This is a genomic window from Kitasatospora sp. NPDC091335 (assembly GCF_044757205.1).
Taxonomy (GTDB): Bacteria; Actinomycetota; Actinomycetes; order Streptomycetales; family Streptomycetaceae; genus Kitasatospora.
Map to the genome: position 1 here is coordinate 108,934 of NZ_JBIVUM010000001.1, position 23,113 is coordinate 132,046.

Genomic DNA, 23,113 nt, shown 5'->3' on the forward strand with positions numbered 1-23,113 from the left:
AGGAGGCCTGGAGCTTCAGCCGGTGGTGGAGATGATGGTGCAGCCCTTGGCCTCGGTGCCCTTGGCGACGCCCTGGAACTTCGCGCTGGTGCACTTGGGCAGCGGGGTGGCGGCGCTCAGGACGTCGAGGGCCTTCTTGCCGGTGGCGTCGAAGACGACGAACTTCGAGTCCGGGGCCGCGCCGGTGCCGGCCGGGGTGTCCGTGTTCTCCGGCCCGCAGGCCGCGAGCGAGAGGGCGGTGGCCGCCGCGAGCGCGGCGACGGTCAGCTTGGTGGTGTACGAACGCGTGGTGCGCATTTCTCCTGGGCGCGCGGCCGCGGCCGTTGCCGGCCATTGCCCGGTGCGGCGCCGCCCGTCGTGACAGGAAGAGTCGATGACGACATGGGTACAGCGGGCAAGAAGCCGTCCCCCGATCTGGCTTGCGGTCAGGGACCATACCAGCCATCCGAAGTGGTGGACGGGCCGTGACGAGCCGGTGACCGGCCCGGGTCCAGCCGGTGAAACACCCTGCGGGCGACCTGCGCGGATCGCGTAGATTTCGGGGGTGACGGCCGGTCCCGGCCCGCCGCACCCGCACCACACCGGAAGGGCGAACAGCGAGATGAGCGAGGACTCCCTGCGGGAGGAGGTGCTGACCGCGCGGCGGATCGTCGTCAAGGTCGGCTCCTCCTCGCTGACCACGGCGGCCGGCGGCCTGGACGCCGACCGCGTCGACGCCCTGGTGGACGCGCTCGCCAAGCTCCGGGCCCGCCCGGAGCCGCCGGAGGTCGTGCTCGTCTCCTCCGGGGCCATCGCCGCCGGCCTCGCCCCGCTCGGTCTGGACGGGCGGCCCAAGGACCTGGCCCGCCAGCAGGCCGCCGCCAGCGTCGGCCAGGGCCTGCTGGTCGCCCGGTACACCGCCTCCTTCGCCCGGTACGGCATCCGGGTCGGCCAGGTGCTGCTCACCGCCGAGGACGCCAGCCGGCGCGCCCACTACCGCAACGCCTACCGCACCCTGGACCAGCTGCTGGCGATGGGCGCGATGCCGATCGTCAACGAGAACGACACCGTCGCCACCGCCGAAATCAAGTTCGGCGACAACGACCGGCTCGCCGCGCTGGTCGCCCACCTGGTCCGGGCCGACCTGCTGGTGCTGCTCTCCGACGTGGACGGCCTGTACGACGGCGACCCGTCCCGCCCCGGCACCAGCCGGATCACCGAGGTGCGCGGCCCGCAGGACCTCGACGGCGTCGAGATCGGCAGCGCCGGCAAGGCCGGGGTCGGCACCGGCGGCATGGTCACCAAGGTCGAGGCGGCCAGGATCGCCACCGGCGCGGGCATCCCCGTGGTGCTCACCGCCGCCAGCCAGGCCGCCGACGCGCTGGCCGGCCGGCCCACCGGCACGCTCTTCCTGCGCACCGGCAGCCGGACCTCCGACCGGATGCTCTGGCTGGCCCACGCCAGCAGCCCGCGCGGGGCCCTGCACCTGGACGCGGGCGCCGTCACGGCGGTCGTCTCCGGCGGCGCCTCGCTGCTGCCCGCCGGGGTCACCAAGGTCGACGGGGAGTTCGCCGCGGGTGATCCGGTGGACCTTCTTGCCGAAAACGGCCACATCGTGGCTCGCGGACTGGTCAACTTTGATGCGAGGGAGTTGCCCCGCCTGCTCGGCCGGTCCACCCGCGACCTGGCCCAGGAGTTCGGCGCCGCGTACGAGCGCGAGGTCGTCCACCGCGACGACCTGGTCCTTCTGCGCGGCTGACCGGCCCGGCGGGCCGGCACCGGCCGCCCGGCCGATCGGCGCAGTGCGCCCGACGGGTCGCCCCGCACCGGGAGCGGTCCGGCCGCGGGCGGGGAGGGGCGCAGCCGTACCGGTCGGCCGAGGGCCGACGGGGCCGGTGGGGACGACACGACATCGCCGAACAGGAGGCCGCCGGTGGAACGCAGGCGCGAGGCAGCGCTGACCGCAGGGACGGCGGGCCGGCGGCTGACCAGCATCGACGGCGGACGCGGGGACGGGCCCGCCGAGCCGGCCGGTCCGCCGCAGGGGCCCGGCGGGGTGCGCAGGCTGCGGCCCGAACGCACCCGGGCGGACCAGCCGCCCACCGTGCCCGAGCAGGCGCGGCTGTGGCACGTGGTGCTGAGCGTGGCCGGGCAGGTCACCCCGCTGACCTCGCTGCGCACCTCACTGGAGCAGCTGGCGCACGACCACGCGTTCTTCCTGACCGCCCGCTACGCGGCCGACCACGCCGAGATCCGCTACTGGGAGCAGGCCAGGGACCTGCACGACGCGGCGGCCATCGCGCTGCGGCTGTGGGGCGAGCACAAGGTCACCTCGAACCTGCCGCCCTGGGAGATCGTCGGGCTGGAGGTCGTCGACCGGGCGACGTACCACAAACGGGTGGCGGAGGGCTTCGGCGATCCGCCGTCGCACCTGGGCGGGGTGTACCCGTACTGAGCCGTCCTGACGGGTCGGGCAGCCCCGTCGGGCCAGGGCCGCGCGAGCGGCGTCGAGGGCGATCGCGCGAGCGCCGCCGGGGGCTCGCGCGAGCGGCGTCGGGCGTGACCTGGCGAGCGCCGTCTCACCGGGCGAAATGCCGCCCGGGCGGGACGGACCCAGTCGCTACCCTTGGCGGCATGACCAGCGACCTCGCCACCGCCGACAGCCCCGTCCTCGCCGTAGCGCGCCGAGCCAGGGAGGCCGCCGCCGCGCTCGCCCCGCTGCCGCGCGGCGTGAAGGACGCCGCGCTGCTGGCGGTCGCGGACGCCCTGGTGGCCCGCGGCGCCGAGATCGTCGCGGCCAACGCCGAGGACGTGGCGCGGGCCCGCGCGGCCGGGACGGCCGAGTCGGTGATCGACCGGCTGACCCTGACCGCCGAGCGGATCGCCGCGATCGCCTCCGACGTGCGCGACGTGGCCGGGCTGCCCGACCCGGTCGGCGAGGTGGTGCGCGGCTACACCCTGCCCAACGGCCTGGACGTGCGGCAGGTCCGGGTGCCGCTCGGCGTGGTCGGCATCATCTACGAGGCCCGCCCGAACGTCACCGCGGACGCCGCCGCGCTCTGCCTCAAGTCCGGCAACGCGGTGCTGCTGCGCGGCTCCGCCTCGGCCTACCGCTCCAACACCGCGCTGGTCGCCGTGGTGCGCGACGCCGTCGCCGGGGCCGGGCTGCCCGCCGACGCGGTCCAGCTGGTGCCGGGGGAGAGCCGCGACTCGGTGCGGGAGCTGATGCGCGCCCGCGGCCACGTGGACGTGCTGATCCCGCGCGGCGGCGCCTCGCTGATCCGCACCGTGGTGGAGGGCTCGACCGTCCCGGTGATCGAGACCGGCACCGGCAACTGCCACGTCTACGTGGACGCCGAGACCGACCTGGCGATGGCCGTCGGCATCCTGCTCAACTCCAAGGCGCAGCGGGTCAGCGTCTGCAACGCGGCCGAGACGCTGCTGGTCCACCAGGACGTCGCGGACGCCTTCCTGCCGCTCGCGCTGGCAGCGCTCGCCGAGGCCGGCGTGACCGTGCACGGCGACGAGGCGGTGCTGAAGGCCGCCGAGGGCGGCGCGGACACCGTGGTGCCGGCCACCGACGAGGACTGGGGCGCCGAGTACCTCTCGCTCGACCTGGCCGCCGCCGTGGTGCCCTCGCTGGACGCCGCCGTGGAGCACATCCGCCGCTGGTCCTCCGGCCACACCGAGGCGATCGTCACCACCTCGCAGGCCGCCGCCCGCCGGTTCACCCGGTTGGTCGACTCCACCACGGTGGCCGTCAACGCCTCCACCCGCTTCACCGACGGCGGTGAGTTCGGCTTCGGCGCGGAGATCGGCATCTCCACCCAGAAGCTGCACGCCCGCGGCCCGATGGGCCTGCCCGAGCTGACCAGCACCAAGTACATCGTCACTGGTGACGGGCACGTGCGGGGCGAGGCGACGCAGACCGTGGGCGGGGACGCGGACGGCCGCTGACCGCGCCGGCGGGGGCCGGCCGTCACACGTGCGACGGACCAACTGCCGGGAGCCACAGACAAATCGCCCGGCCGGTAATACGCTGAATCCGTGGCTGAGGATGTGGGGGGCTTTCCGTACCCCGACGGCGCCGACCACGGTGGTGCGGACGACGAGTTCGCCACCGTGGTCTTCGATGAGGCCTTCGTCCGGTCCGCCGCCGTGCACGAGCCGACCGCCAAGGAGCGGCAACTCGCCGCCGCCGAGGCCAGGTTCGAGCCGGAGACCGCGGGTCCGGGCTGGGGCTGTGACGTTCCGGCCGGAGACGGGCTGCCGCTGGAGCTGCGCCCGTACCCGACCGGACTCGACGCGGACCACCTCTACCCCGATCCCTGGTCGGGGCCGGGCCGGGCGGCCGACCGCAGGGGCCGGCGGCGCCGGCGGCGCGGCTACGATCCGGTGCGCGCCTGCGGACGGTACGTGGCCCAGCAGCGCTGGCACCGGCCGGTGGCCTGGGTGCTCGCCGTGATCATGGGGGTGAGCCTGGTGGCGGTCGCGGTCGCGGCGGTCTACCAGGGCGTGGGCGGTTCCCCGGGCACGCCCCGGCGCCCCGAGTCCGGCAGCAGCAGTGCCGGGGTCGAACCGGGGCAGGCCCCGGCCGAGCCCCCGCTGGTGGTCACGGCGCCCGCGGGTTAGCGCGTGTCCCGGCACGGGCGCCCCGGGACGGTGGTCACGGAGCGTTCCCGGGAATGTGCGTCCGGGCCCTCGTGGCGGCGCTGGTGTCCGCCTACCCTGGTGGTGTGGGTGACCCGCGAGAGCCTCCTGAGGGCACGCCCGGGGACGGTTCCGGCAACGAGGACGAATTCCGGTCCGTCGTGTTCGACGAATCGTTCGTGCGGGCTGCCCGCATCCAGGAGCTCTCCGCCCGGGAGCGGCTGGCCGGCACCTTCGGCAGGGCCACCCGGGCGCGGGTGCGGCTCGGCCCGCTGGGCACCGTCCCGCGCCGGGCGCTCGCCCTGCTGCTGCTCATCCTGCTGGCCTTCGGGGCCGCGGTGTACTTCGGGGTGAGTTCGCCGATGGTGACCGCGGTGCATCCCGAGGGCAGTCAACTGACCGTCAGCCTGGTCGCGTTGAGCCCGGCTTCGGCCGTCAGGCCGGTCGCCGACCCGGCGGACCCGTTCGCCGGGCTGACGCCCGGCTACGGGGACGGCGCGCTCGGGCTGAACACCCCGACCGGGGCCGCCACCGGGCACTTCAGCCGGGTCGAGGTGACCAAGGCGCTGGACACCGTCCAGCGCTACCTGGTGGCCTCCTCGCTCTCCCCGGCCGTCCTGGTCCGGGGGGCCACCTCGGACGTGCGGGCCTTCGTCACGCCCGGTGAGCTGGCGGGGTTCGACGCGAGCGTGGCGCAGCCGGTGGATGACCGGCACCACGCGGCGACCGGCTGGATGGTCCGCTTCGACCCGGCGCGGGTCGCGCTGGCCTCGAACACCGTGAAGGTGGCCGGCGCGATGCGGATCGACGAGGCGGACGACGGGACCTTGCAGATCACCACCGACCACACCTTCGTCTACGCGCTGAAGCCGGGCGGTGCCCCGGCCGGAGCGCCGGCCGGCCTGGAGACCGTGCGGCGCCAGCTGACCTTCCGGTTCGACCGGGTCGACCTGGCCTCGGCGCAGCTGCGGCTGGTGGACGCGGTGGTGCAGGCCGGGCCCGAGTCCTGCGGGACCTCGACGGCGGGCTTCCTGCAGCCGGTGCTGGCCACGGCGCAGGGCACGGTGGTCGCGCCGCCGTCGCCGGTCGACCCCGGCAACCACGCCCGTCCCGGCTGGCAGGTGTGCGGGGTGCTGGCGGGCAGCTGAGGGGCGGGGGCCGGGAGGCGGGGGGCGTGCCGGGCGGTTTCCGGGCCCGTGGAACGGCGCGGCGGCCGGTGCCCGGGCGGGCGCCGGCCGCCGTCGCGGTCCCGGTGGGTCAGCTGCCGTCGCGGTCCGAGGAACCGTTGCCCGAGGAGCCGTTGCCCGCGGAGCCGCTGCGGCTGCCGGTGGCGCCGGTGAAGGTGTCGCGGAGCTTGCCGCCGACGGTCGCGGCGCCGCCGGCGACGTCCCTGAGCAGGCCCATCAGCGGGTCCTTGCTCTCCTTGACCGAGGTCGTGTAGTGCTCGGCGGCGGCCTTCCACTGCTCGGTGACCGAGGTGTCCGGGTCGTCCGAGCGGCGCGGGTAGGCGCCGGCCAGGATCGAGCGGTACTCGTCGCTCTCCGCCCACTTCTTCAGCTGGGCGACCCGGACGACCGCGAAGGGGTGGGTCTGCGGCAGCAGCTGGAGCACCTTGAGCACGCCGTCGCGCAGGTCGCCGGCCTTCTCGTACTCCTCGGCCTGCTCCAGGAAGGCGTCGACGTTCATCTCGGCCAGGTTGTGGCCGCCGGCGAGCTTCATCAGGGCCCGCATGGACGCCTGGAGGTCCTGCCCGGCGAGCAGGCCGGCCCGGTCGCTGGACAGCTCCGCCTTGCGGAACCACTCCTTGAGCGCGGTGATGATCGCGGTGATCGCCAGGTTGCCGAGCGGCACCCAGGCGATCCGGGTGGCGATGTTGGTGAGGATCATCAGCATCGTCCGGTAGACGGCGTGGCCGGACATCGCGTGGCCCACCTCGTGGCCGATGACCGAGCGCAGCTCCTCCTCGTCCAGCAGCTCGACCAGGCCGCTGGTGATCACGATGATCGGGGTGTCGATGCCGATGCAGTACGCGTTGACCGTCGGGTCCTGGCTGACGTACAGGTCGGGGACCCGCTCCAGGTCGAGCACGTAGGAGGCGTCGCGCACCATCGCGTGCAGCTCGGGGAACTGGCGCTCGGAGGTCTTCACGGCCGTGGCCAGGAACATCAGCCGGATCGCCCGCTCGGAGACCAGGCCGGCCAGCTTCTTCAGGATGTCGTCGAAGCCGGTCAGCTTGCGCAGGGCGACCAGGGCCGAGCGGTCCGCCGGGTGCTCCCAGGCCCGGGTGGAGATTCCGGGGAAGCGTTCGCGGCGGCGGCTCGGGGTCTTCGCGGTCGTGTCGGTCATGGTCTGAGTACCTCCTGGTCGACGGCGGCCGCGGGCCCGCTGGCCCGCCCCCCGCTGGTCTTCGCCTGCAACGACTGTCTCTGCAACGTCCGCGGTTGCGTACTCGTCCCCGGGGTCAGCGTACGCGCGGGTCCGGGACGGCGGCCGGGACGTTCCGGCCGGGACGTTCCGGCCCGCGGTGCGGGCAGGTCGCGGGGGCCGGTGGGCGGCGCCGGTGTGAAGCCGGTTTAACCTGATTCCTGGACGACCGAGACCGGACCCGGCCGCGGTACCGAGCAGTTCTAGGAGCCCCCGCAGATGTCCACCGACACGCTTGTCAGCCTGGCCGCGCCCATCTCCGACGAGGCCGGTCCGGGCCTGTTCCTGCGGATCATCGTGGTCGCCTCCTTCGTGGGCATCGGCCTGCTGGTCTGGATCATGGCCCGCGCCTTCAAGAACAACTAGGGCCTCCGTGGCGGGTGGTGCTCACGCCCGGTCAGCGGCGGTGGGCCGCCGAGCGGTTGCCGTGTAACCCCCCGTACGATGGCGGGTGGGCCCTCATCGGCCTCCGAACACCCCCAGGTCCGTTCACCGAGCCGAGAAGGTCCAGCCGACCATGAACACTGCTGCCGCACTCCCCGTCCTGAACCTGCTCGCCGAGGGCGAGGGGGGCAACCACGACAGTCTGAACCCGGCCCTGACCGGTGGCGCCGCGCTGTTCATCCTGCTGGTCCTGCTCTTCATCACCACCCGCTTCAACCGGGACCGCTGAGCCGGGTCGACGGACCGCTCGGGGAGCGTCCGGCCATCGGCCGGCCGCTCCCTCACGCATCTGCGGACAACCCCCACGCGGTCTGTGAAGGACCCCCACCCGACCGTTCCCGCACCGTAACGGGCGTCGCGTAAGGTGTGGCGGCATGGGAGAGCAGGCCGGGAATCCCGGCGGACCGGAACCGGCGAAGAAGCGCCTGGGCGTCATGGGCGGCACCTTCGACCCGATCCACCACGGCCACCTCGTCGCGGCCAGTGAGGTCGCGAGCGCGTTCCACCTGGACGAGGTGATCTTCGTGCCGACCGGGCAGCCGTGGCAGAAGAGCGACCGCCACGTCACCGCCGCCGAGGACCGCTACCTGATGACGGTCATCGCCACCGCCGAGAACCCGCAGTTCTCGGTCAGCCGGATCGACATCGACCGCGAGGGCCCGACGTACACCGTCGACACCCTGCGGGACCTGCACGCGATGCACCCGGACGCCGACCTCTTCTTCATCACCGGTGCCGACGCGCTCGCCCAGATCCTGTCCTGGCACGACTCCGACGAGCTGTTCTCGCTGGCCCACTTCATCGGATGCACCCGCCCGGGGCACACTCTGTCGGACGCCGGGCTTCCGGTGGGCGGGGTCTCCCTGGTGGAGGTCCCGGCGCTGGCCATCTCCTCCACGGACTGCCGCAACCGGGTCGCCAAGGGCGAGCCCGTCTGGTACCTCGTTCCGGACGGCGTGGTCCGCTACATCGACAAGCGGGCGCTGTACGCGCCGCGCGGGGACTGATCCAGGAGCGGTGCATGACTGATCGCAGCGACGGCCGGCGGCCGGAGGACTGGTCCACCGGGCAGTACCGGCAGCCGTACCAGGAGTACCAGGACCCGCAGCAACCGCAGCCGCAGCAACAACAGCAGCGGCCGCAGCCGCAGTCGTACGAGCAGCAGCAGTACGACCAGTACGGGCAGCCGGTGTACCCGCAGGACCCGTACGGCTACCAGCAGCAGGGGTACCAGGGCTACGACGGGTACCAACAGGGCGGCGGCACCGGGCAGTTCCCGCAGCAGCAGTCGTACGGGCAGCAGCAGTACGACCAGTACGACCAGTACGGGCAGCCGGTGTACGTCCAGGACCCGTACGGCTACCAGCAGCAGGGGTACCAGGGCGACTACCAGCAGTACCAGGCGGCCACCCCGGTCGTCACCGAGCCGCAGGCGCCGGCGGAGACCGAGCCGGTTGCTCCGGCCGCCGCTGCCGCGACCGCTGCCGCGCCGCCGCGTCCGCGGGTGCCCCGGCCCGCCGCCGAGGCGGCGCCGGCCAAGGCCGGGGCGCCGTCCGAGCAGGTCTCCGGCGCGCGGGCCGGGAAGGCCGGCGGCAAGGCGCCCGAGGACGACTACACCACGGGCGAGTTCACCTTCGTCGACGAGGAGGCGGAGGAGACCGAGGACGTCATCGACTGGCTGAAGTTCGCCGAGTCGCGCAGCGAGGTGCGCGCCGAGCGCCGCCGCAAGCTGCGCAACCGGCTGATCGGCCTCGGCGTGGCGGTGGCGCTCGCGGCCGGCGGCGTCGGCGGCTACCTCCTCCTCACCGGCGACAAGCCGACCGCGGCCGCCGCCGCCGGCGGGCGGCAGGTCAACGTCGTCCACCTGCGCGACCTCCAGGGCAAGGTGTCCAGCGCGCTGCTGGTCAACGACGCCTCCGGGAAGAAGGGCACGGTGCTGTTGCTGCCCGACAGCCTGCGGCTGCCCGGCCCGGGCGACCCGCCGGTCACCACGATCGGCCAGGCCATGGACGGCATCGGCTCCTCGGCGACCCGCGACGGCCTGTCCACCGTGCTCGGCGCCCCGGTGGCCGGCACCTGGCGGCTGGACACCCCGTACCTGGAGCTGCTGGTCTCCCAGCTCGGCGGCGTCCGGGTGGACACCAACGCCGAGATCCACGAGGGCAACAAGCCGGACGGCAAGCCGCTGTCCGCGGCCGGGAAGAACATCCTGCTCAGCGGGAAGGCCGCGGTCGCCTACGCCACCTGGCAGGCGCCGGGGGAGAACCGGGACGCCCAGCTGGCCCGGTTCGGGCAGGTCATGGACGCGGTGGTGCGCACCATGCCGACCGAGTTCAAGGACGCCAAGGACGACGTGCACCGGATGAACGCGGTGCTCGACCCCTCGCTGCCCGAGGACGCCCTCGCCGGGGTGCTCGCCGAGCTCGCCCAGCAGGCGAAGGACGGCCACTTCGGCACCACCGCGCTGACCGTCAAGCCGGACGGCAGCCTGGACGAGGCGACCGCGGGCAAGCAGGTCAAGGACGTACTGGGCGGCACCGTGAAGTCCGCGGCCGCCGGCGACGCCCCGGCCCGGGTCGCGGTCCAGGACGCCAGCGGCAACGACGCCGCGGCGGCCGCCGTGCAGGTCCAGATCGTCAACTCCGGCCTGACGTTCATCCCGGGCGGCGCCAAGGCCGCCCCGCAGGCCGCCAGTGAGATCCGCTACACCGACGACGCCCGGCAGGGCGCGGCGAAGTCGCTGGCGACCAGCCTCGGCCTGCCGGACTCGGTGGTGAAGAAGGTGACCGGCGACACCCAGAACGCGGATCTGCTGGTCGTGCTCGGCAAGGACTACCAGCCGCCGAAGAACCAGTAGCGGGGCCCTGCTCCGGCGGCGGCCGGGGCGGGCCCGGAAAACGGTTCCGGGCCCGCCCGGGCGGCGTGAGATCCTGGAAGTTGACCCCGGCCGCGCGCCGGGGCGCCCCACGCCGCCGAGCCGGAAGAACACCGTGACCGTCACCGACCACAGCCAGCAGCTCATCACCGTCGCCGCCCAGGCGGCGGCCGACAAGCTCGCGCACAACATCATCGCCTTCGACGTCAGCGAGGTGCTGTCGATCACCGACGCCTTCCTGATCGCCTCCGCGAACAACGACCGCCAGGTCCGCTCGATCGCCGAGGAGATCGAGGACCAGCTGCGCGAGCAGCTGGACATCAAGCCGGTGCGCCGCGAGGGCGAGCGCGAGGGCCGCTGGATCCTGCTCGACTACCTGGACATCGTCGTCCACGTCCAGCACTCCGAGGAGCGCTCCTTCTACTCGCTGGACCGCCTCTGGAAGGACTGCGCCGAGCTGCCGCTCCCCGAGGACGCGCTGGCCACGCGCAACCGTCCGGACGCCCACACCGACGAGGCCGGCAACGCCGTCGCCCCGGCCGACGACTTCGGCAAGCCCGAGGACCTGCACTGAGCCGCGGCGCGCGCGGTCCGCGCATCGTCTTCTGGCGGCACGGCCAGACCTCCTGGAACCTCGAATCGCGTTTCCAGGGCACCACGGACATCGAGCTGACCGGCCAGGGCGTCCTCCAGGCCCAGCGGGCGGCCCGGCTGCTCGCCGGGCTCCGCCCCGACCTGCTGATCTCCTCCGACCTCGTGCGGGCCCGGCGCACCGCCGCGGAGCTGGCCGAGGTCACCGGGCTCGACGTGCAGCACCACGAGGGCCTGCGGGAGACCTACGCGGGCTCCTGGCAGGGCCTGACCAACGCCGAGATCCGGGAGCGCTTCCCGGAGGAGTACGCGGCCTGGGCGGCCGGCGAGCCGGTGCGGCGCGGCGGTGGCGGCGAGCTGGCCACCGAGGTCGCCGACCGTTCGGTGCCGGTGGTGCTGGACGCCGCCGGCAAGCTCCCTGAGGGCGGCACCCTGGTCGTGGTCAGCCACGGCGGGACGATCCGCACCATGCTCGGGCGGCTGCTCGGTCTGGAGCCCGCCCAGTGGGAGTGCTTCGGCGGGCTGTCCAACTGCTGCTGGTCGGTGCTCGGGCAGGGCGCGCGTGGCTGGCGCCTGCTGGAGCACAACGCGGGCACGCTCCCGCAGCCGGTCATCGGCGACGACACCTGAGCGGTGACGGTGCGGGCGGCACCGGACGCCGGGGGTCCCACGGGACCCCCGGCGGGGGGCCGGAAAGGGCGGATTTCGCAGTTCCGGCCCTGACCGGCTAGAGTCTTCCTCGTTCGCAGGGAAGGAACGCGGCCCGGAAGGGAAGCGGGAAATCCGGTGAGTGCGGGGCTATAGCTCAGTTGGTAGAGCGCTTGCATGGCATGCAAGAGGTCTGGGGTTCAATTCCCCATAGCTCCACTCCGCACCGGCGGTCGTGGTCAGCCATGGTCGTCCGTGTCGCGGGGCTATAGCTCAGTTGGTAGAGCGCTTGCATGGCATGCAAGAGGTCTGGGGTTCAATTCCCCATAGCTCCACAGTAGTTCGGAAGGCCGTCACCCAAAGGGTGGCGGCCTTCCGGCATTTCGGGGGTCCGGGGCTCCGGGCGTTCCGGTTCCGGTGGTGCGCGGGTGTCTCCCTCTGCTCCTCGCGCGGATGGCGGCGCGACGGATGGCGGTGGTGGCGGGCGGCACGGCGGCGGTGGCGGGGTGCGGGGCGGTGACGGGGCGTACGCCTGGTCGGCCGGCGCCCGGGCGGGAGGCGTACGCCGGGAGCGCGGGAGGCGGGACTCCCGGGGCGTGTGGCGCGGACCTCGGGAAACGGATTTCGGGAGCACACCCCGGAGCGTGTAAAGTAGTCGATGTCGCCGAGGGAAACGGCCGGAAACAACCGGGAACCACGGTGACGACGCAGGTCAAGGGGCTATAGCTCAGTTGGTAGAGCGCTTGCATGGCATGCAAGAGGTCTGGGGTTCAATTCCCCATAGCTCCACAGCAGTCGAGAGCCGCCTCCCGGAAACGGGGGGCGGCTCTTCGCCGTTCTGCCCGCGCCACCGGCCGGAGCGCCCGGAATCCCGCTACCGTCGTGCCATGGCCGATCTGGAGCGAAGGCGGAACGAGGAACTGGCCCGGATACTCCACCAGCTCGGCTGGAGTCCGGAACGGCTCGCCCGCGAGGTGAGCCTCGCCCTGCCGCCGGGCCTGGCCATCAGCTCCACCGCCCCGTACAAGTGGCGCGACCGCGGCATGGTGCCGCGCAGCCCGCACGACCAGGCGGTCTGCGAGGTGCTCAGCCGCACCCTCGGCATCGCCGTCACCTACGAGCAGCTCTGGGGCCGGATGGGCGGCCACCGCGGCGCGAAGATCCTCTCGCCCCGGCTGCTCACCGACCCGTGGACCGCCGACACCGCCCAGACCGCGCTGCGCGAGGCCGCCACCGACGCCGGGCCGGTCCGCCTCACCGACCTGTTCCGCAGCGCCGACCTCGACCAGGCCGCCGCCCGCCTCGACTCCCCGCCCCCGCCCGTCGGCGGCGGCGAGGGAGCGCTGCGCGTCGAACCGGGGCTGGCCGGCGAACTCGGCCTCTCCTACCGCAGCAAGCAGAAGCTCGAACGGGCCTGCGGCGGCGGCCTCGTCCTCGGCCCCGTCCGGGCCGAACTCGCCATGCTGGCCAAGCTGCTGGAACTGGGCTCGTACGACGAACGGCTCGGCCGCGAGCTGTACGGCACGGCCAGCAGACTCGCCCGGCTGGCCGGCTGGGCCGGGTACGACCTCGGCCACGACGCGGCCGCCCAGCGCGCCTTCGTCGCCGCGCTGCGCGCCGCCCACGTCAGCGGCGACCCCAGGCTCGGCGTCGCCGTGCTCGGCGCGCTGGTCGTGCTCGCCACCCAGGGCACCGGAGGGCGCGGGCTGGACGCCGTCTCCGCGCTCGCGACCGCCCTGGACACCCACGGCGCCGCGCTCGGCCCCACCGGCCGGGCCCGCCAGTACGGCCGGCTCGCCCGCGCCTACGGCCGCCGGGGCGAGGCCGAACGGGCCGAGGCCGCCGCCGCCCGGGCCTTCGCCCAGCTGGACGGCCTGCCCGGCGCGGAGGAGGCCAGGGCGGGCCTCGCCGGGATGGTGGGGGAGGGGCGGCTGGCGCTCGGCCAGCACCGGCTGGCCAAGGTGCTGCTCGCCGAGGCGGTGTCCGGGCTCGGGCCGGGGCGGGCCCGTTCCAAGGCGCTGCTGATGGTCCGCCTCGCGGAGGCCCACCGCCGGCTCGGCGACCAGCGGGAGGCGGCCCGCACCGCGGCGCTGGCGCGCTCGCTCGCGGCGGGGATGCAGTCGGAGCGGCTGGCGAAGGCGCTGCGGGAGTTCGACGCGGCGGGGCGGACGGCGGCGCGCTGACGGCGGTGCCCCGGCCCAGGTGAGGGGCCCAGGGGCCGGTATCCCCGGGAGCGGGCCGACCCGCTTGCGGTACCCTGAGCCCATGCGAACCGTGCGCCTGCTCCTTAGCCGGCCGCGCTGACCAGGACCGGCTGCGCCCCCGGGCGGTGCCGGAGTCGGCGTGGCGTCCCCTCCTGTGAGGGGATTTTTTGTTTTCCGCCCCCCGACCCCGACCCGGGCCGGGTCAACGGGCCGGCCGCCTGCGCGGTTCGCCAACTGACACCGATGGAGCTTGAAGGACCATGAGCGAGACGACCCCTGCGTCCGGCGCGGCCGAGACCGCGACCGAGCCGTTCCGGTACAGCGCCGCGCTGGCGGCCGAGATCGAGTCCCGCTGGCAGGACATCTGGGAGAAGGAGGGCACCTTCCACGCCCCCAACCCCACCGGTGCGCTGGCCGACCCGGCGGCCGGCGACGTCACCGCGAAGCCGCACAGCTTCATCATGGACATGTTCCCGTACCCCTCGGGCGCGGGCCTGCACGTCGGCCACCCGCTGGGCTACATCGCCACCGACGTCTTCGCCCGCTACCAGCGGATGACCGGCCACAACGTGCTGCACACGCTGGGCTACGACGCCTTCGGCCTGCCCGCCGAGCAGTACGCGGTGCAGACCGGCACCCACCCGCGGGTCTCCACCGAGGCCAACATGGCCAACATGCGCCGGCAGCTGCGCCGGCTGGGCCTGGGCCACGACCCGCGCCGCTCGATCTCCACGATCGACCCGGACTACTACCGCTGGACCCAGTGGATCTTCCTGCAGATCTTCGACTCCTGGTACGACGGCGACGCCCGCAGGGCCCGTCCGATCGCCGAGCTGGTCGCCGCGTTCGAGTCCGGTGAGCGGCAGACCCCGGACGGCCGCCCGTGGGCGTCGCTGTCCGCCGCCGAGCGCGACGAGGTGCTGGGCGAGTACCGCCTGGCGTACGCCAAGGAGGTGCCGGTCAACTGGTGCCCGGGCCTGGGCACCGTGCTGGCCAACGAGGAGGTCACCGCGGACGGCCGCTCCGAGCGCGGCAACTTCCCGGTGTTCAAGTCCAACCTGCGCCAGTGGATGATGCGCATCACCGCGTACTCGGACCGGCTGATCGAGGACCTGGACCTGCTGGACTGGCCCGAGGCCATCAAGCTGCAACAGCGCAACTGGATCGGGCGCTCCGAGGGCGCCCGGGTCGACTTCGCGGCCCCCGGTGACGAGAAGATCACCGTCTTCACCACCCGGCCCGACACCCTGTTCGGCGCCACCTACATGGTGCTGGCCCCCGAGCACGGCCTGGTCGACTCCATCGTTCCCGCCGCCTGGCCCGAGGGCGTGCCCGCCGAGTGGACCGGCGCCGCCGCCACCCCCGCCGAGGCCGTCGCCGCCTACCGCGCCGCGGCCGCCGCCAAGTCCGACGTCGAGCGGCAGGTCGAGGCCAAGGTCAAGACCGGCGTCTTCACCGGCGCCTACGCCGTCAACCCGGTCAGCGGCGAGCCCGTCCCGGTGTTCATCGCCGACTACGTGCTGATGGGCTACGGCACCGGCGCCATCATGGCCGTCCCCGCCCACGACCACCGCGACTTCGCCTTCGCCCGCGCCTTCGCCCTGCCGATGCGCTGCGTCGTCGAGCCGACCGACGGGCGTGGCTCGGACCCGGCCGAGTGGGACGACGCGTTCGACACCTACGACTCCGTCATCGTCAACTCCGCCCGCGCGGAAGCCGACCTGACGCTGGACGGGCTGAGCGTCGTCGACGCCAAGGCCGCCGCCACCGCCTGGCTGGGCGAGCGCGGCATCGGCGAGGGCACCGTCAACTACCGCCTGCGCGACTGGCTGTTCAGCCGCCAGCGGTACTGGGGTGAGCCCTTCCCGATCGTCTACGACGAGGACGGCGTCATGCACGCGCTGCCCGACTCGATGCTGCCGGTCGAGGTCCCCGAGGTCGACGACTACTCGCCGCGCACCTTCGACGCGTACGACTCCAGCTCCTCGCCGGAGACCCCGCTGTCGCGCAACGAGGCCTGGGTCAACGTGGAACTGGACCTGGGCGACGGCCCGAAGAAGTACCGCCGCGAGACCAACACCATGCCCAACTGGGCCGGTTCCTGCTGGTACGAGCTGCGCTACGTCGACCCGGCGAACTCCGCCGCGGTCGTCGACCCGGCCAACGAGCAGTACTGGCTGGGCCCCACGGCCACCAAGCCGGCCGGCGGCGCCGACCTGTACGTCGGCGGCGCCGAGCACGCCGTGCTGCACCTGCTGTACGCGCGCTTCTGGCACAAGGTGCTGCACGACCTGGGCCACGTCTCGTCCGTCGAGCCGTTCCACAAGCTGTTCAACCAGGGCATGATCACCGCCGACGTCTACCGCGACGAGCGCGGCTTCCCGGTGCCCGCCGCCGAGGTCGAGGAGCGCGACGGCCAGTACTCCTGGCAGGGCGAGCCGGTCAAGCGCGAGGCCGGGAAGATGGGCAAGTCCCTGAAGAACGCCGTCGCGCCCGACGACATCTCCGACGAGTACGGCGCCGACACGCTGCGCCTGTACGAGATGTCGATGGGCCCGCTGGACGTCTCCCGCCCCTGGGACACCCGCGCCGTCGTCGGCTCGTACCGCTTCCTGCAGCGGCTGTGGCGCAACGTCGTCTCGGAGACCACCGGCGAACTGGTCGTCACCGAGGAGGCGCCGGACGAGGCGACGCTGCGGGCCCTGCACAAGACGATCGACGGCATCCGCGGCGACATGGCCGGGCTGCGCTTCAACACGGCCGTCGCCAAGGCCATCGAGCTGAACAACTACCTGGTCAAGCGCGGTTCCACGCCGCGCGCGGTGGCCGAGCAGCTGGTGCTGATGGTCGCGCCGCTGGCCCCGCACGTCGCCGAGGAGCTGTGGCGCCGGCTGGGCCACGGCGAGTCGCTGGCGCACACCGACTACCCGGTCGCCGACCCGGCGTACGTGGTGGACGAGTCGGTGACCTGCGTGGTCCAGATCAAGGGCAAGGTCAAGGCGCGGCTGGAGGTCGCGCCGGGCATCTCGGACGCCGAGCTGGAGGCGCTGGCGCTGGCGGAGCCGGCGGTCGTCGCGGCGATCGGCGGGGCCGAGGTGCGCAAGGTGATCGCGCGGGCGCCGAAGCTGGTGAACATCGTCACCGGCTGAGTGCGGTTGTCGCGGGAGTGACGGGCGGGCGTCCTTCGGGGCGCTCGTCCGGCGTTCTGCGGGGTGCCGGGGGGTGTGGTGTGTACGGAGGGTGTGGGGGTTGCGGGGGTGGCGGCCGGGGGGCGCTCGGGGAGATCCCGGATCTGACCCTGATCTTCGTCGGCCGGGATCGTTCGGGCTCCCCCGGGCGGGCTGCGGCGGCTACCGTGGAACCCTCGGCGATGCGGCCCGCGTTGGGCCCGGTGAGGGCCGGAACGACGGCGGAAGGTGGCGCGCGATGGACGTGTTCGGCGTGATGATCGGCTTGGTCCTGCTCTTCGGGGTCGCGGTGATGGTCCTGGCCGTGATCGGCACGGTCAAGGCCGCCAAGGCGGTCGGTGCGAAGATCGAGAAGCACGAGGCCACCGCCCGCCGCGCCGTGGAGAACGTCGGCCTCAAGGCGAAGACGTACACCAAGGTCGGCCCGCCCGCGCAGATCGCCTCCGTCCGGCTGGGCCTGCGGACCGCGCTCGACGGCACCCGGCAGGTGCTGGAGGCCGGGCTCGCGCAGGACGGCCAACTCGGCGAGTCGCTCGCCCTGTTGGACCGGCTCGACGCGCACGCCGCCGAACTCGACGGCGAGCTGCGGATACTGGAGCGCGAGCCGGACACCGCGCGGATCGCCGCCAAGCTGCCGGAGCTGCGTGAGCGGGCGGAGCGGATCACCCACTCGGCGGAGAGCATGCGGTGGGCGGCGCAGGACCGGATGCACCGGTTCGCGGACGACGAGCTGACCCGGCTCAGCCAGGAGTGCGAGAGCGAGGCCGGGGCGCTGCGGCACTGGGACGTCGCGGGGGGTGGTGCGGCGGGTGCTTCCGGTAGCTCCGGTGCGGCGGGTGCCTCCGGTACCGCGGGAGGGGCTGCTCGGGCCGGGCTGACCGACGGGAAGGAGCGGCCGAGCGCGGAGGAACTGCTCGGGCTGGCCGATCCGCTGTCCAAGCTGGCGCAGCGGCTGCGCAAGCCGTCGGCGGGGCCCTCCGCGGGCTGAGCCCCGCGGGATTCCGTGCGGTGGGCCGCGGTGCCGCCGGCGCCTCCCGGGGCCGGTCGGTGTCCGGTGCCCCGGGCGCTGTCCTCCCGGACCGGCGGGGAGTAACCTCCGGCTCATGCCCTCCGACCTCGCACTTGTCACCGATTCCACGGCCTATCTGCCGCAGGAGGCCCTCGACCGGCACGGGATCACGGTGGTCCCGCTGAGCGTCGCGGTCGATGACTCGGTACTGAGCGAGGGTGTCGAGATCTCCCCGAAGGACGTCGCCGAGGCGCTGCGCGGCAAGCAGCGGGTGACGACCTCCCGGCCGAACCCGGAGACCTTCGCCGCCGCCTACCGGGCGGCCGCCGAGGCCGGGGCCACGGGGATCGTCTCGGTGCACATCTCCGGCGAACTGTCCGGCACCGTCGAGGCCGCCCGGCTGGCGGCCGCCGAGGCGCCCGTCCCGGTGCGCGTGGTGGACAGCCGGCTGGTCGGGATGGCGCTCGGGTACGGGGTGCTGGCGGCGGCCGAGGCGATCGCCGCGGGGCAGGACCTGGCGGAGGTGGCCGGGGCGGCCGGCCGGCGGGCGGCCGGGACCAGCGGGTTCTTCTACGTCGACACCCTGGAACACCTGCGCCGGGGCGGCCGGATCGGGGCGGCGCGGGCGCTGCTCGGTTCGGCGCTGGCGGTCAAGCCGCTGCTGCACCTGGACGGGGGGCGGATCGAGCCGCTGGAGAAGGTGCGGACGGCGTCACGGGCGATCGCCCGGCTGGAGGAGATCGCGGTCGAGCGGTCGGGGGAGCGGGAGGTCGACATCACCGTGCACCACCTGGCGGCCGAGGACCGGGCCGAACCGCTCGCGGAGCGGCTGCGGGCCCGGGTGCCGGGACTGCGGGAGCTGTACGTCGGCGAGGTGGGGGCGGTGATCGGCGCGCACGTCGGGCCCGGGCTGCTCGCGGTGGTGGTCGCGCCGCGCTGAGGCGCGGTGGCCGATTGCTCATTCGTTCGATCTGTCAATCTCTTGCACTTCCGCTCGCTCTTGTGAGTGACGCTTTTTGTCCACAACCCCCGGGTTTTCCACAGGGTTTCGTTAATCTCCGCGCACCCGACGGAGGACTCCTACCGTCCTCGGCATGACGACCATGAGCCTGGGCGCGGCGAAGCGCCACGCGATCAACGAGACGCTGCGCGTGCGGATGGCCGCGCTGTTGCCGGTGCGGGACGAGCCTGAGGGCGCGCCTTCGAGTGCGCCTTCGGATGAGCCCCCGGCGCCGACGCGGGAGCGGACGACGGAGCGGGCGGCGACCGCGACCGGGCCGCCCGTCGGTGGTGCCGTGCCGGTGCCGCCGGATGCGGGTGATGCGCTCCCTGGTCCGGGCGACGCCGTGGAACCGCCGGAGGCCGGGGCGGTGCGCTCACGGGTCTCCTCCTTCTCCCCGGCCTCGCCGTTCCCCTCGTTCGCCTCGGCGCTGTCGCTCGACCGGCGCGCGGTGGCAGGGCTGGCGATCCTGCTGCTCTTCGCGGTCGGCTACGCCGCGCAGCACTTCTGGCTGGCCCGGCCGGAGACGGTCGCCGTGCCCGCGCCGGCGGCGGTCGCGGCAGCGTCGGGGGCCGAGCCGTCCGTCCCCGCCGTCGACGCGGCCGCCGCCGCTCCCGGGTCCGGTACCGGGTCCGGTACCGGGGCCGAAGCCGGGGCCGCTTCCGGTGCCGGGGCGGCCGTCGTGGTGGACATCGGGGGGCGGGTCGGCCTCCCCGGCCTGCACACCCTGCCCGGAGGCTCCCGGGTGGCCGACGCCCTGCGGGCAGCGGGCGGTCCGCTGCCGGACACGGACACCAGGAACCTCAACCTGGCCCGCGTCCTGACGGACGGTGAGCAGATCCTGGTCGGCGAACAGACGCCCGCCCCCGCCCCGGCCCTCGGAAGCGGAAGCGGGCCTCCGGGCCCCGCCGCGCCCCGACCACCCGTCAGCCTCAACCGCGCCACGCTCGAACAGCTCGACACCCTCCCGGGTGTCGGCCCCACCCTCGCCCAGCGCATCCTCGCCTACCGCACCTCGCACGGTTCCTTCCGCTCCCTCGACCAGCTCCGGCAGGTCAGCGGCATCGGCGCCCGTACGTACGCGGAACTCCGGCCGCTGCTCACCCTCTGACTCCCGCACCGCCGCTGTCCCCACTCACTGCCCTGGCCCCCGAAGGGAGGCACCGCCATGCCCGTCGCCACCACACCGGCCGACCCGGCCGCTGCGCCGCGCTCTCCGGGTACCGACTTCCGGCTGCTGCTGCCCGCCGTCTCGGCCTGGGCGGTCACGGCGGCGCTCCTGCGGATGGAACCGGCGTACTCGGCACTCGTCCTCGCCGCGGCAGGCGTCACCGCCCTCGCCGGCGTCCTGCTGCTCACCAGGCCGGGCGTCCTGCGCCGGCGCGGGTCCGCGGCGACGCTGGCCGCCGTCCTGCTCACCGGCGCGGCGGCCGCGGTCGCGACCCCGCTGCACACCGCCGACCTCCACCGGGGGCCGCTGGCGGAACTCGCCCGCGCGGCCGGTTCCGCGGTGCCGCGGGCGCCGGGCACGACCGCCCCGGTGGTGGCGGTGGAGCTGACCGTCGCGGGGGATCCGAAGACCCACACCTCCCGGGGCGGGCCCGTCGGCGGCCGGCCGCTCCTCACCGTGGACGCGGTGGCCGACCGCGTCACCCTGCTCCCGGACGGGCGGACCGCCCGCACCCGTACCCCGGTGACCGTCATGGCGCGAGGAGCGGAGAGCGAGTCCTGGCAGCGGCTGCTCCCGTCCCAGCGACTGGCCGCGGAGGCCGAGGTGCGACCGGCGGGGGAGGGGTACGACACCGAGTCCGCCGCGCTGCTGGTCGTCCACGGGGCGCCCCGGCAGCTGGCGCCACCGAGCCTGCCGCAGCGGATCGCCGGACGGTTGCGGGAAGGCCTGCGTGCGGCCACCGACGGACTTCCGGCGGACGCGCGCGGACTGCTCCCCGGGCTGGTCGTCGGCGACACCTCGCGCCTGCCCGACGACCTCGACGACGCCTTCCGGGCCACCGACCTGGTCCACCTGGTGGCGGTCAGCGGAGCCAACCTGGCGATCGTCCTCGGTGCGCTGCTGGGCGCTCCCGGGCAGGCCGGCACACCGGAACGGCGAGGGGTGGCCGCGGTCCTGGGGCTGTCGCTGCGCACCGGCGCCCTGCTCGGCACCGCGCTGACACTGGCCTTCGTCACCGTCTGCCGGCCGGAGCCCAGCGTGCTGCGGGCGGCCGGGACGGGACTGGTCGGCATGCTGGCCCTGGCCACCGGCCGCCCCCGCCGTGCGGTGTCCGCGCTCGCCGGAGCGGTCCTGGTGCTGGTCCTGCTGGACCCGTTCCTGGCGCGCTCGTTCGGCTTCCTGCTCTCGGTGCTCGCCACCGCCGGGCTGCTCGTCCTCGGACCGCACTGGGCCGAGGCCCTGCGGGCCCGGCGCTGGCCCCACCACCTGGCGGGCGCGCTCGCGGCGACGGCGGCAGCCCAGGCGCTGTGCGCGCCGGTGACGGTGGTGCTGTCCGGGCACATCAGCCTGGTCGGCATCCCGTGCAACCTGCTGGCCGAGCTGGCGGTGGCCCCGGCGACGCTGCTCGGTTTCGGGGTACTCGTGCTGCACCCGCTCCTCCCGGCACTGGCCCGGCTGCTCGCCGAACCGGCCGGAGTGCCGGCCGGCTGGCTCGCCCTGGTGGCCAGACGCGGTGCAGAGCTGCCGGGCGGCCAACTGTCCTGGCCAGGCGGATGGTTCGGGACGGCGACGGTCGCACTGGCCGTCCTGGGCGCCTGCTGGGCGGCGCCGCTCCTGCTGCCCCGACGGGCGGAGCCGGGCAGGCCGGCGCCCACACGGCGGCGCTGGGCGCGGGCCCTGGTGGCCGGCGTGCTGACGGTGATCCTGCTGGCCGTCCTGCTGCGGCCGCCGCAACTCACCAGGATCGTCACCGGCTGGCCACCGCCGGGGTGGCGACTGGTGGCGTGCGACGTCGGGCAGGGCGACATGCTGGCCCTCGCGACGGGGGCGCCGGGCAGCGCGGTGGTGATCGACACCGGGCCGGATCCGAACGCCGCGGACAGGTGCCTGCGCGACCTCGGCATCACGACGGTCCCCCTCCTGCTCCTGACGCACTTCCACGCCGACCATGTCGAAGGTGTGCCGGGGGTGTTGCGGGGCCGCCGGATCGGTGCGATCGAGGGCACCACGCTCGACGACCCACCGGGTGAGGCGGCCCGGGTGAGGGCGTGGACCGCAGGCGCCGGCGTCCCGTTGCTGAGAGCCGGTCGGGGTGAACGGCGGTCGGTGGGTGCGGGGTCGGCCTGGGAGGTGGTGTGGCCCGTTCCCGGTTCGGCTCTCGAGGCGCCGGGCCCGAACAACGCGAGCGTCGCATTGACGGTGTCACTGACAGGAGGACTACGGATGGCACTGCTCGGAGATCTCGAACCGCAGGCGCAGTCGGCCCTGTTGGGCCGGGTCGGGAGGGTGGACGTCGTGAAGGTGGCGCACCACGGGTCGGCCCACCAGGACTGGGACCTCGCCGGTGCCCTGAGGCCCAGGCTGGCCCTGATCTCCTGCGGAGAGGGCAATCCGTACGGTCACCCGTCCCCGAAGACGGTCGACCACCTGCGCGCCCTCGGCGCCACCGTGCTGCGTACGGACAGGGAGGGGGACATCGCGGTGACGGGCGACTCCCCGGCCACCCTCGGCGTGGCAGTCCACCCGCAGCCCGCCCACGCGGCCCGGCACCCGCGCCGTCACGGCGGGACCGGCCCCGCGGCCCCCGCCCACCCCGAGCAGGACTCCGCCTCCCCCCGGGCCCCACCCACGTAGCCCTCCGCGCGCGCTCTCTCCTCCTCCCACCAACCAGGTGGGGCATGGAAAGGGGTAGGGGGTGGTGGGAGGAGCGGAGAGGCGCGGGAGCGGAGCCAGCAGAAAGGTTTCGGCGCGCTCCGGGCATCCCGGAGCGCGCCGAAGAAAAGCCAGGCTTGACGGACCAAGGGGCGGCCCGCATCGAGCTGCCGCAGGACGTCGCGAGGGCTCGGCAAAGCGGTCCCGGCGTGCTCCGGGCGAGCCCGGAGCACGCCACGCAAGACCTCACGTCCTGCCAGATGTGAGCCACTTCGTAG

The 23,113-nt window shown here is 74.2% G+C and carries 19 protein-coding genes and 3 tRNA genes; 20 read left to right on the forward strand and 2 right to left on the reverse strand.

Annotated elements, in window-relative coordinates; genetic code table 11:
• Positions 1-15: 15 nt before the first annotated feature.
• Complete coding sequence (locus ACIQOW_RS00465; protein WP_401077954.1) at positions 16-297, reverse strand: hypothetical protein; 282 nt, start codon at positions 295-297, stop codon at positions 16-18.
• A 304-nt stretch (positions 298-601) separates the two neighbouring features.
• Between ACIQOW_RS00465 and proB the strand changes: the two genes are divergently transcribed.
• The 5 genes from proB to ACIQOW_RS00490 all read left to right on the forward strand — a co-directional run bounded on the left by proB (position 602) and on the right by ACIQOW_RS00490 (position 5,777).
• Positions 602-1,738: a glutamate 5-kinase gene (gene proB / locus ACIQOW_RS00470; RefSeq protein ID WP_401077957.1), complete on the forward strand. Its 1,137-nt coding sequence runs from the start codon at positions 602-604 to the stop codon at positions 1,736-1,738.
• Between the two features lie 174 nt (positions 1,739-1,912).
• Positions 1,913-2,434: a hypothetical protein gene (locus ACIQOW_RS00475; RefSeq protein ID WP_401077959.1), complete on the forward strand. Its 522-nt coding sequence runs from the start codon at positions 1,913-1,915 to the stop codon at positions 2,432-2,434.
• A gap of 179 nt (positions 2,435-2,613) precedes the next feature.
• Positions 2,614-3,936, forward strand: a complete 1,323-nt coding sequence (locus ACIQOW_RS00480) for a glutamate-5-semialdehyde dehydrogenase (RefSeq protein ID WP_401077962.1) — start codon at positions 2,614-2,616, stop codon at positions 3,934-3,936.
• A gap of 90 nt (positions 3,937-4,026) precedes the next feature.
• On the forward strand, positions 4,027-4,611 hold the full coding sequence (locus ACIQOW_RS00485) for a hypothetical protein (RefSeq protein ID WP_401077964.1): 585 nt from the start codon (positions 4,027-4,029) through the stop codon (positions 4,609-4,611).
• A gap of 104 nt (positions 4,612-4,715) precedes the next feature.
• Positions 4,716-5,777 (forward strand): hypothetical protein, encoded by a 1,062-nt coding sequence (locus ACIQOW_RS00490; protein ID WP_401077967.1) that lies wholly within the window; start codon positions 4,716-4,718, stop codon positions 5,775-5,777.
• 109 nt (positions 5,778-5,886) lie between these two features.
• On the opposite strand, the gene ACIQOW_RS00495 is transcribed toward ACIQOW_RS00490, so the two are convergent.
• Complete coding sequence (locus ACIQOW_RS00495; protein WP_401077970.1) at positions 5,887-6,975, reverse strand: M48 family metallopeptidase; 1,089 nt, start codon at positions 6,973-6,975, stop codon at positions 5,887-5,889.
• Between the two features lie 297 nt (positions 6,976-7,272).
• Between ACIQOW_RS00495 and ACIQOW_RS00500 the strand changes: the two genes are divergently transcribed.
• The 15 genes from ACIQOW_RS00500 to ACIQOW_RS00570 all read left to right on the forward strand — a co-directional run bounded on the left by ACIQOW_RS00500 (position 7,273) and on the right by ACIQOW_RS00570 (position 22,817).
• Positions 7,273-7,419 (forward strand): hypothetical protein, encoded by a 147-nt coding sequence (locus ACIQOW_RS00500; protein ID WP_401077972.1) that lies wholly within the window; start codon positions 7,273-7,275, stop codon positions 7,417-7,419.
• A 151-nt stretch (positions 7,420-7,570) separates the two neighbouring features.
• Positions 7,571-7,726, forward strand: a complete 156-nt coding sequence (locus tag ACIQOW_RS00505; RefSeq protein ID WP_188295497.1) for a hypothetical protein — start codon at positions 7,571-7,573, stop codon at positions 7,724-7,726.
• A 145-nt stretch (positions 7,727-7,871) separates the two neighbouring features.
• On the forward strand, positions 7,872-8,504 hold the full coding sequence (gene nadD / locus ACIQOW_RS00510) for a nicotinate-nucleotide adenylyltransferase (RefSeq protein WP_401077974.1): 633 nt from the start codon (positions 7,872-7,874) through the stop codon (positions 8,502-8,504).
• A 14-nt stretch (positions 8,505-8,518) separates the two neighbouring features.
• Positions 8,519-10,354, forward strand: coding sequence for a LytR C-terminal domain-containing protein (locus ACIQOW_RS00515; RefSeq protein WP_401077977.1), 1,836 nt, complete (start codon positions 8,519-8,521; stop codon positions 10,352-10,354).
• A 133-nt stretch (positions 10,355-10,487) separates the two neighbouring features.
• The gene (gene rsfS, locus ACIQOW_RS00520; protein ID WP_401077980.1) at positions 10,488-10,946 is read left to right on the forward strand and encodes a ribosome silencing factor; all 459 of its coding nucleotides are present in this window, start codon (positions 10,488-10,490) and stop codon (positions 10,944-10,946) included.
• Positions 10,943-11,593 carry a histidine phosphatase family protein gene (locus ACIQOW_RS00525; protein WP_401079745.1) on the forward strand — a complete coding sequence of 217 codons (651 nt, stop codon included), beginning with the start codon at positions 10,943-10,945 and terminating at the stop codon, positions 11,591-11,593. The genes rsfS and ACIQOW_RS00525 overlap by 4 nt, the downstream gene beginning before the upstream one ends.
• Before the next feature lie 164 nt (positions 11,594-11,757).
• Positions 11,758-11,830 (forward strand) — tRNA-Ala (locus tag ACIQOW_RS00530).
• Between the two features lie 43 nt (positions 11,831-11,873).
• Positions 11,874-11,946, forward strand: a tRNA-Ala gene (locus tag ACIQOW_RS00535).
• Between the two features lie 381 nt (positions 11,947-12,327).
• Positions 12,328-12,400 (forward strand) — tRNA-Ala (locus ACIQOW_RS00540).
• 98 nt (positions 12,401-12,498) lie between these two features.
• Positions 12,499-13,794, forward strand: coding sequence for a hypothetical protein (locus ACIQOW_RS00545; RefSeq protein WP_401077982.1), 1,296 nt, complete (start codon positions 12,499-12,501; stop codon positions 13,792-13,794).
• A gap of 281 nt (positions 13,795-14,075) precedes the next feature.
• The gene (leuS, locus tag ACIQOW_RS00550; protein WP_401077985.1) at positions 14,076-16,964 is read left to right on the forward strand and encodes a leucine--tRNA ligase; all 2,889 of its coding nucleotides are present in this window, start codon (positions 14,076-14,078) and stop codon (positions 16,962-16,964) included.
• A 277-nt stretch (positions 16,965-17,241) separates the two neighbouring features.
• Positions 17,242-17,991 carry a hypothetical protein gene (locus tag ACIQOW_RS00555; RefSeq protein WP_401077987.1) on the forward strand — a complete coding sequence of 250 codons (750 nt, stop codon included), beginning with the start codon at positions 17,242-17,244 and terminating at the stop codon, positions 17,989-17,991.
• A gap of 115 nt (positions 17,992-18,106) precedes the next feature.
• On the forward strand, positions 18,107-18,952 hold the full coding sequence (locus ACIQOW_RS00560) for a DegV family protein (protein WP_401077990.1): 846 nt from the start codon (positions 18,107-18,109) through the stop codon (positions 18,950-18,952).
• A gap of 154 nt (positions 18,953-19,106) precedes the next feature.
• Entirely contained in the window at positions 19,107-20,123 is a 1,017-nt protein-coding gene (locus ACIQOW_RS00565) for a helix-hairpin-helix domain-containing protein (protein ID WP_401077993.1), read from the forward strand.
• 57 nt (positions 20,124-20,180) lie between these two features.
• Entirely contained in the window at positions 20,181-22,817 is a 2,637-nt protein-coding gene (locus ACIQOW_RS00570; protein WP_401077995.1) for a ComEC/Rec2 family competence protein, read from the forward strand.
• Positions 22,818-23,113 lie beyond the last annotated feature (296 nt).

Excerpts from the sequence above, each read along its gene's own strand:
- ACIQOW_RS00465 (WP_401077954.1), bottom strand. The coding sequence starts at position 297 with ATGCGCACCACGCGTTCGTACACCACCAAGCTGACCGTCGCCGCGCTC.
- proB (WP_401077957.1), top strand. The coding sequence starts at position 602 with ATGAGCGAGGACTCCCTGCGGGAGGAGGTGCTGACCGCGCGGCGGATC.
- ACIQOW_RS00480 (WP_401077962.1), top strand. The coding sequence starts at position 2,614 with ATGACCAGCGACCTCGCCACCGCCGACAGCCCCGTCCTCGCCGTAGCG.
- ACIQOW_RS00495 (WP_401077970.1), bottom strand. The coding sequence starts at position 6,975 with ATGACCGACACGACCGCGAAGACCCCGAGCCGCCGCCGCGAACGCTTC.
- ACIQOW_RS00500 (WP_401077972.1), top strand. The coding sequence starts at position 7,273 with ATGTCCACCGACACGCTTGTCAGCCTGGCCGCGCCCATCTCCGACGAG.
- ACIQOW_RS00505 (WP_188295497.1), top strand. The coding sequence starts at position 7,571 with ATGAACACTGCTGCCGCACTCCCCGTCCTGAACCTGCTCGCCGAGGGC.
- nadD (WP_401077974.1), top strand. The coding sequence starts at position 7,872 with ATGGGAGAGCAGGCCGGGAATCCCGGCGGACCGGAACCGGCGAAGAAG.
- ACIQOW_RS00515 (WP_401077977.1), top strand. The coding sequence starts at position 8,519 with ATGACTGATCGCAGCGACGGCCGGCGGCCGGAGGACTGGTCCACCGGG.
- ACIQOW_RS00545 (WP_401077982.1), top strand. The coding sequence starts at position 12,499 with ATGGCCGATCTGGAGCGAAGGCGGAACGAGGAACTGGCCCGGATACTC.
- leuS (WP_401077985.1), top strand. The coding sequence starts at position 14,076 with ATGAGCGAGACGACCCCTGCGTCCGGCGCGGCCGAGACCGCGACCGAG.
- ACIQOW_RS00555 (WP_401077987.1), top strand. The coding sequence starts at position 17,242 with ATGGACGTGTTCGGCGTGATGATCGGCTTGGTCCTGCTCTTCGGGGTC.
- ACIQOW_RS00560 (WP_401077990.1), top strand. The coding sequence starts at position 18,107 with ATGCCCTCCGACCTCGCACTTGTCACCGATTCCACGGCCTATCTGCCG.
- ACIQOW_RS00565 (WP_401077993.1), top strand. The coding sequence starts at position 19,107 with ATGACGACCATGAGCCTGGGCGCGGCGAAGCGCCACGCGATCAACGAG.
- ACIQOW_RS00570 (WP_401077995.1), top strand. The coding sequence starts at position 20,181 with ATGCCCGTCGCCACCACACCGGCCGACCCGGCCGCTGCGCCGCGCTCT.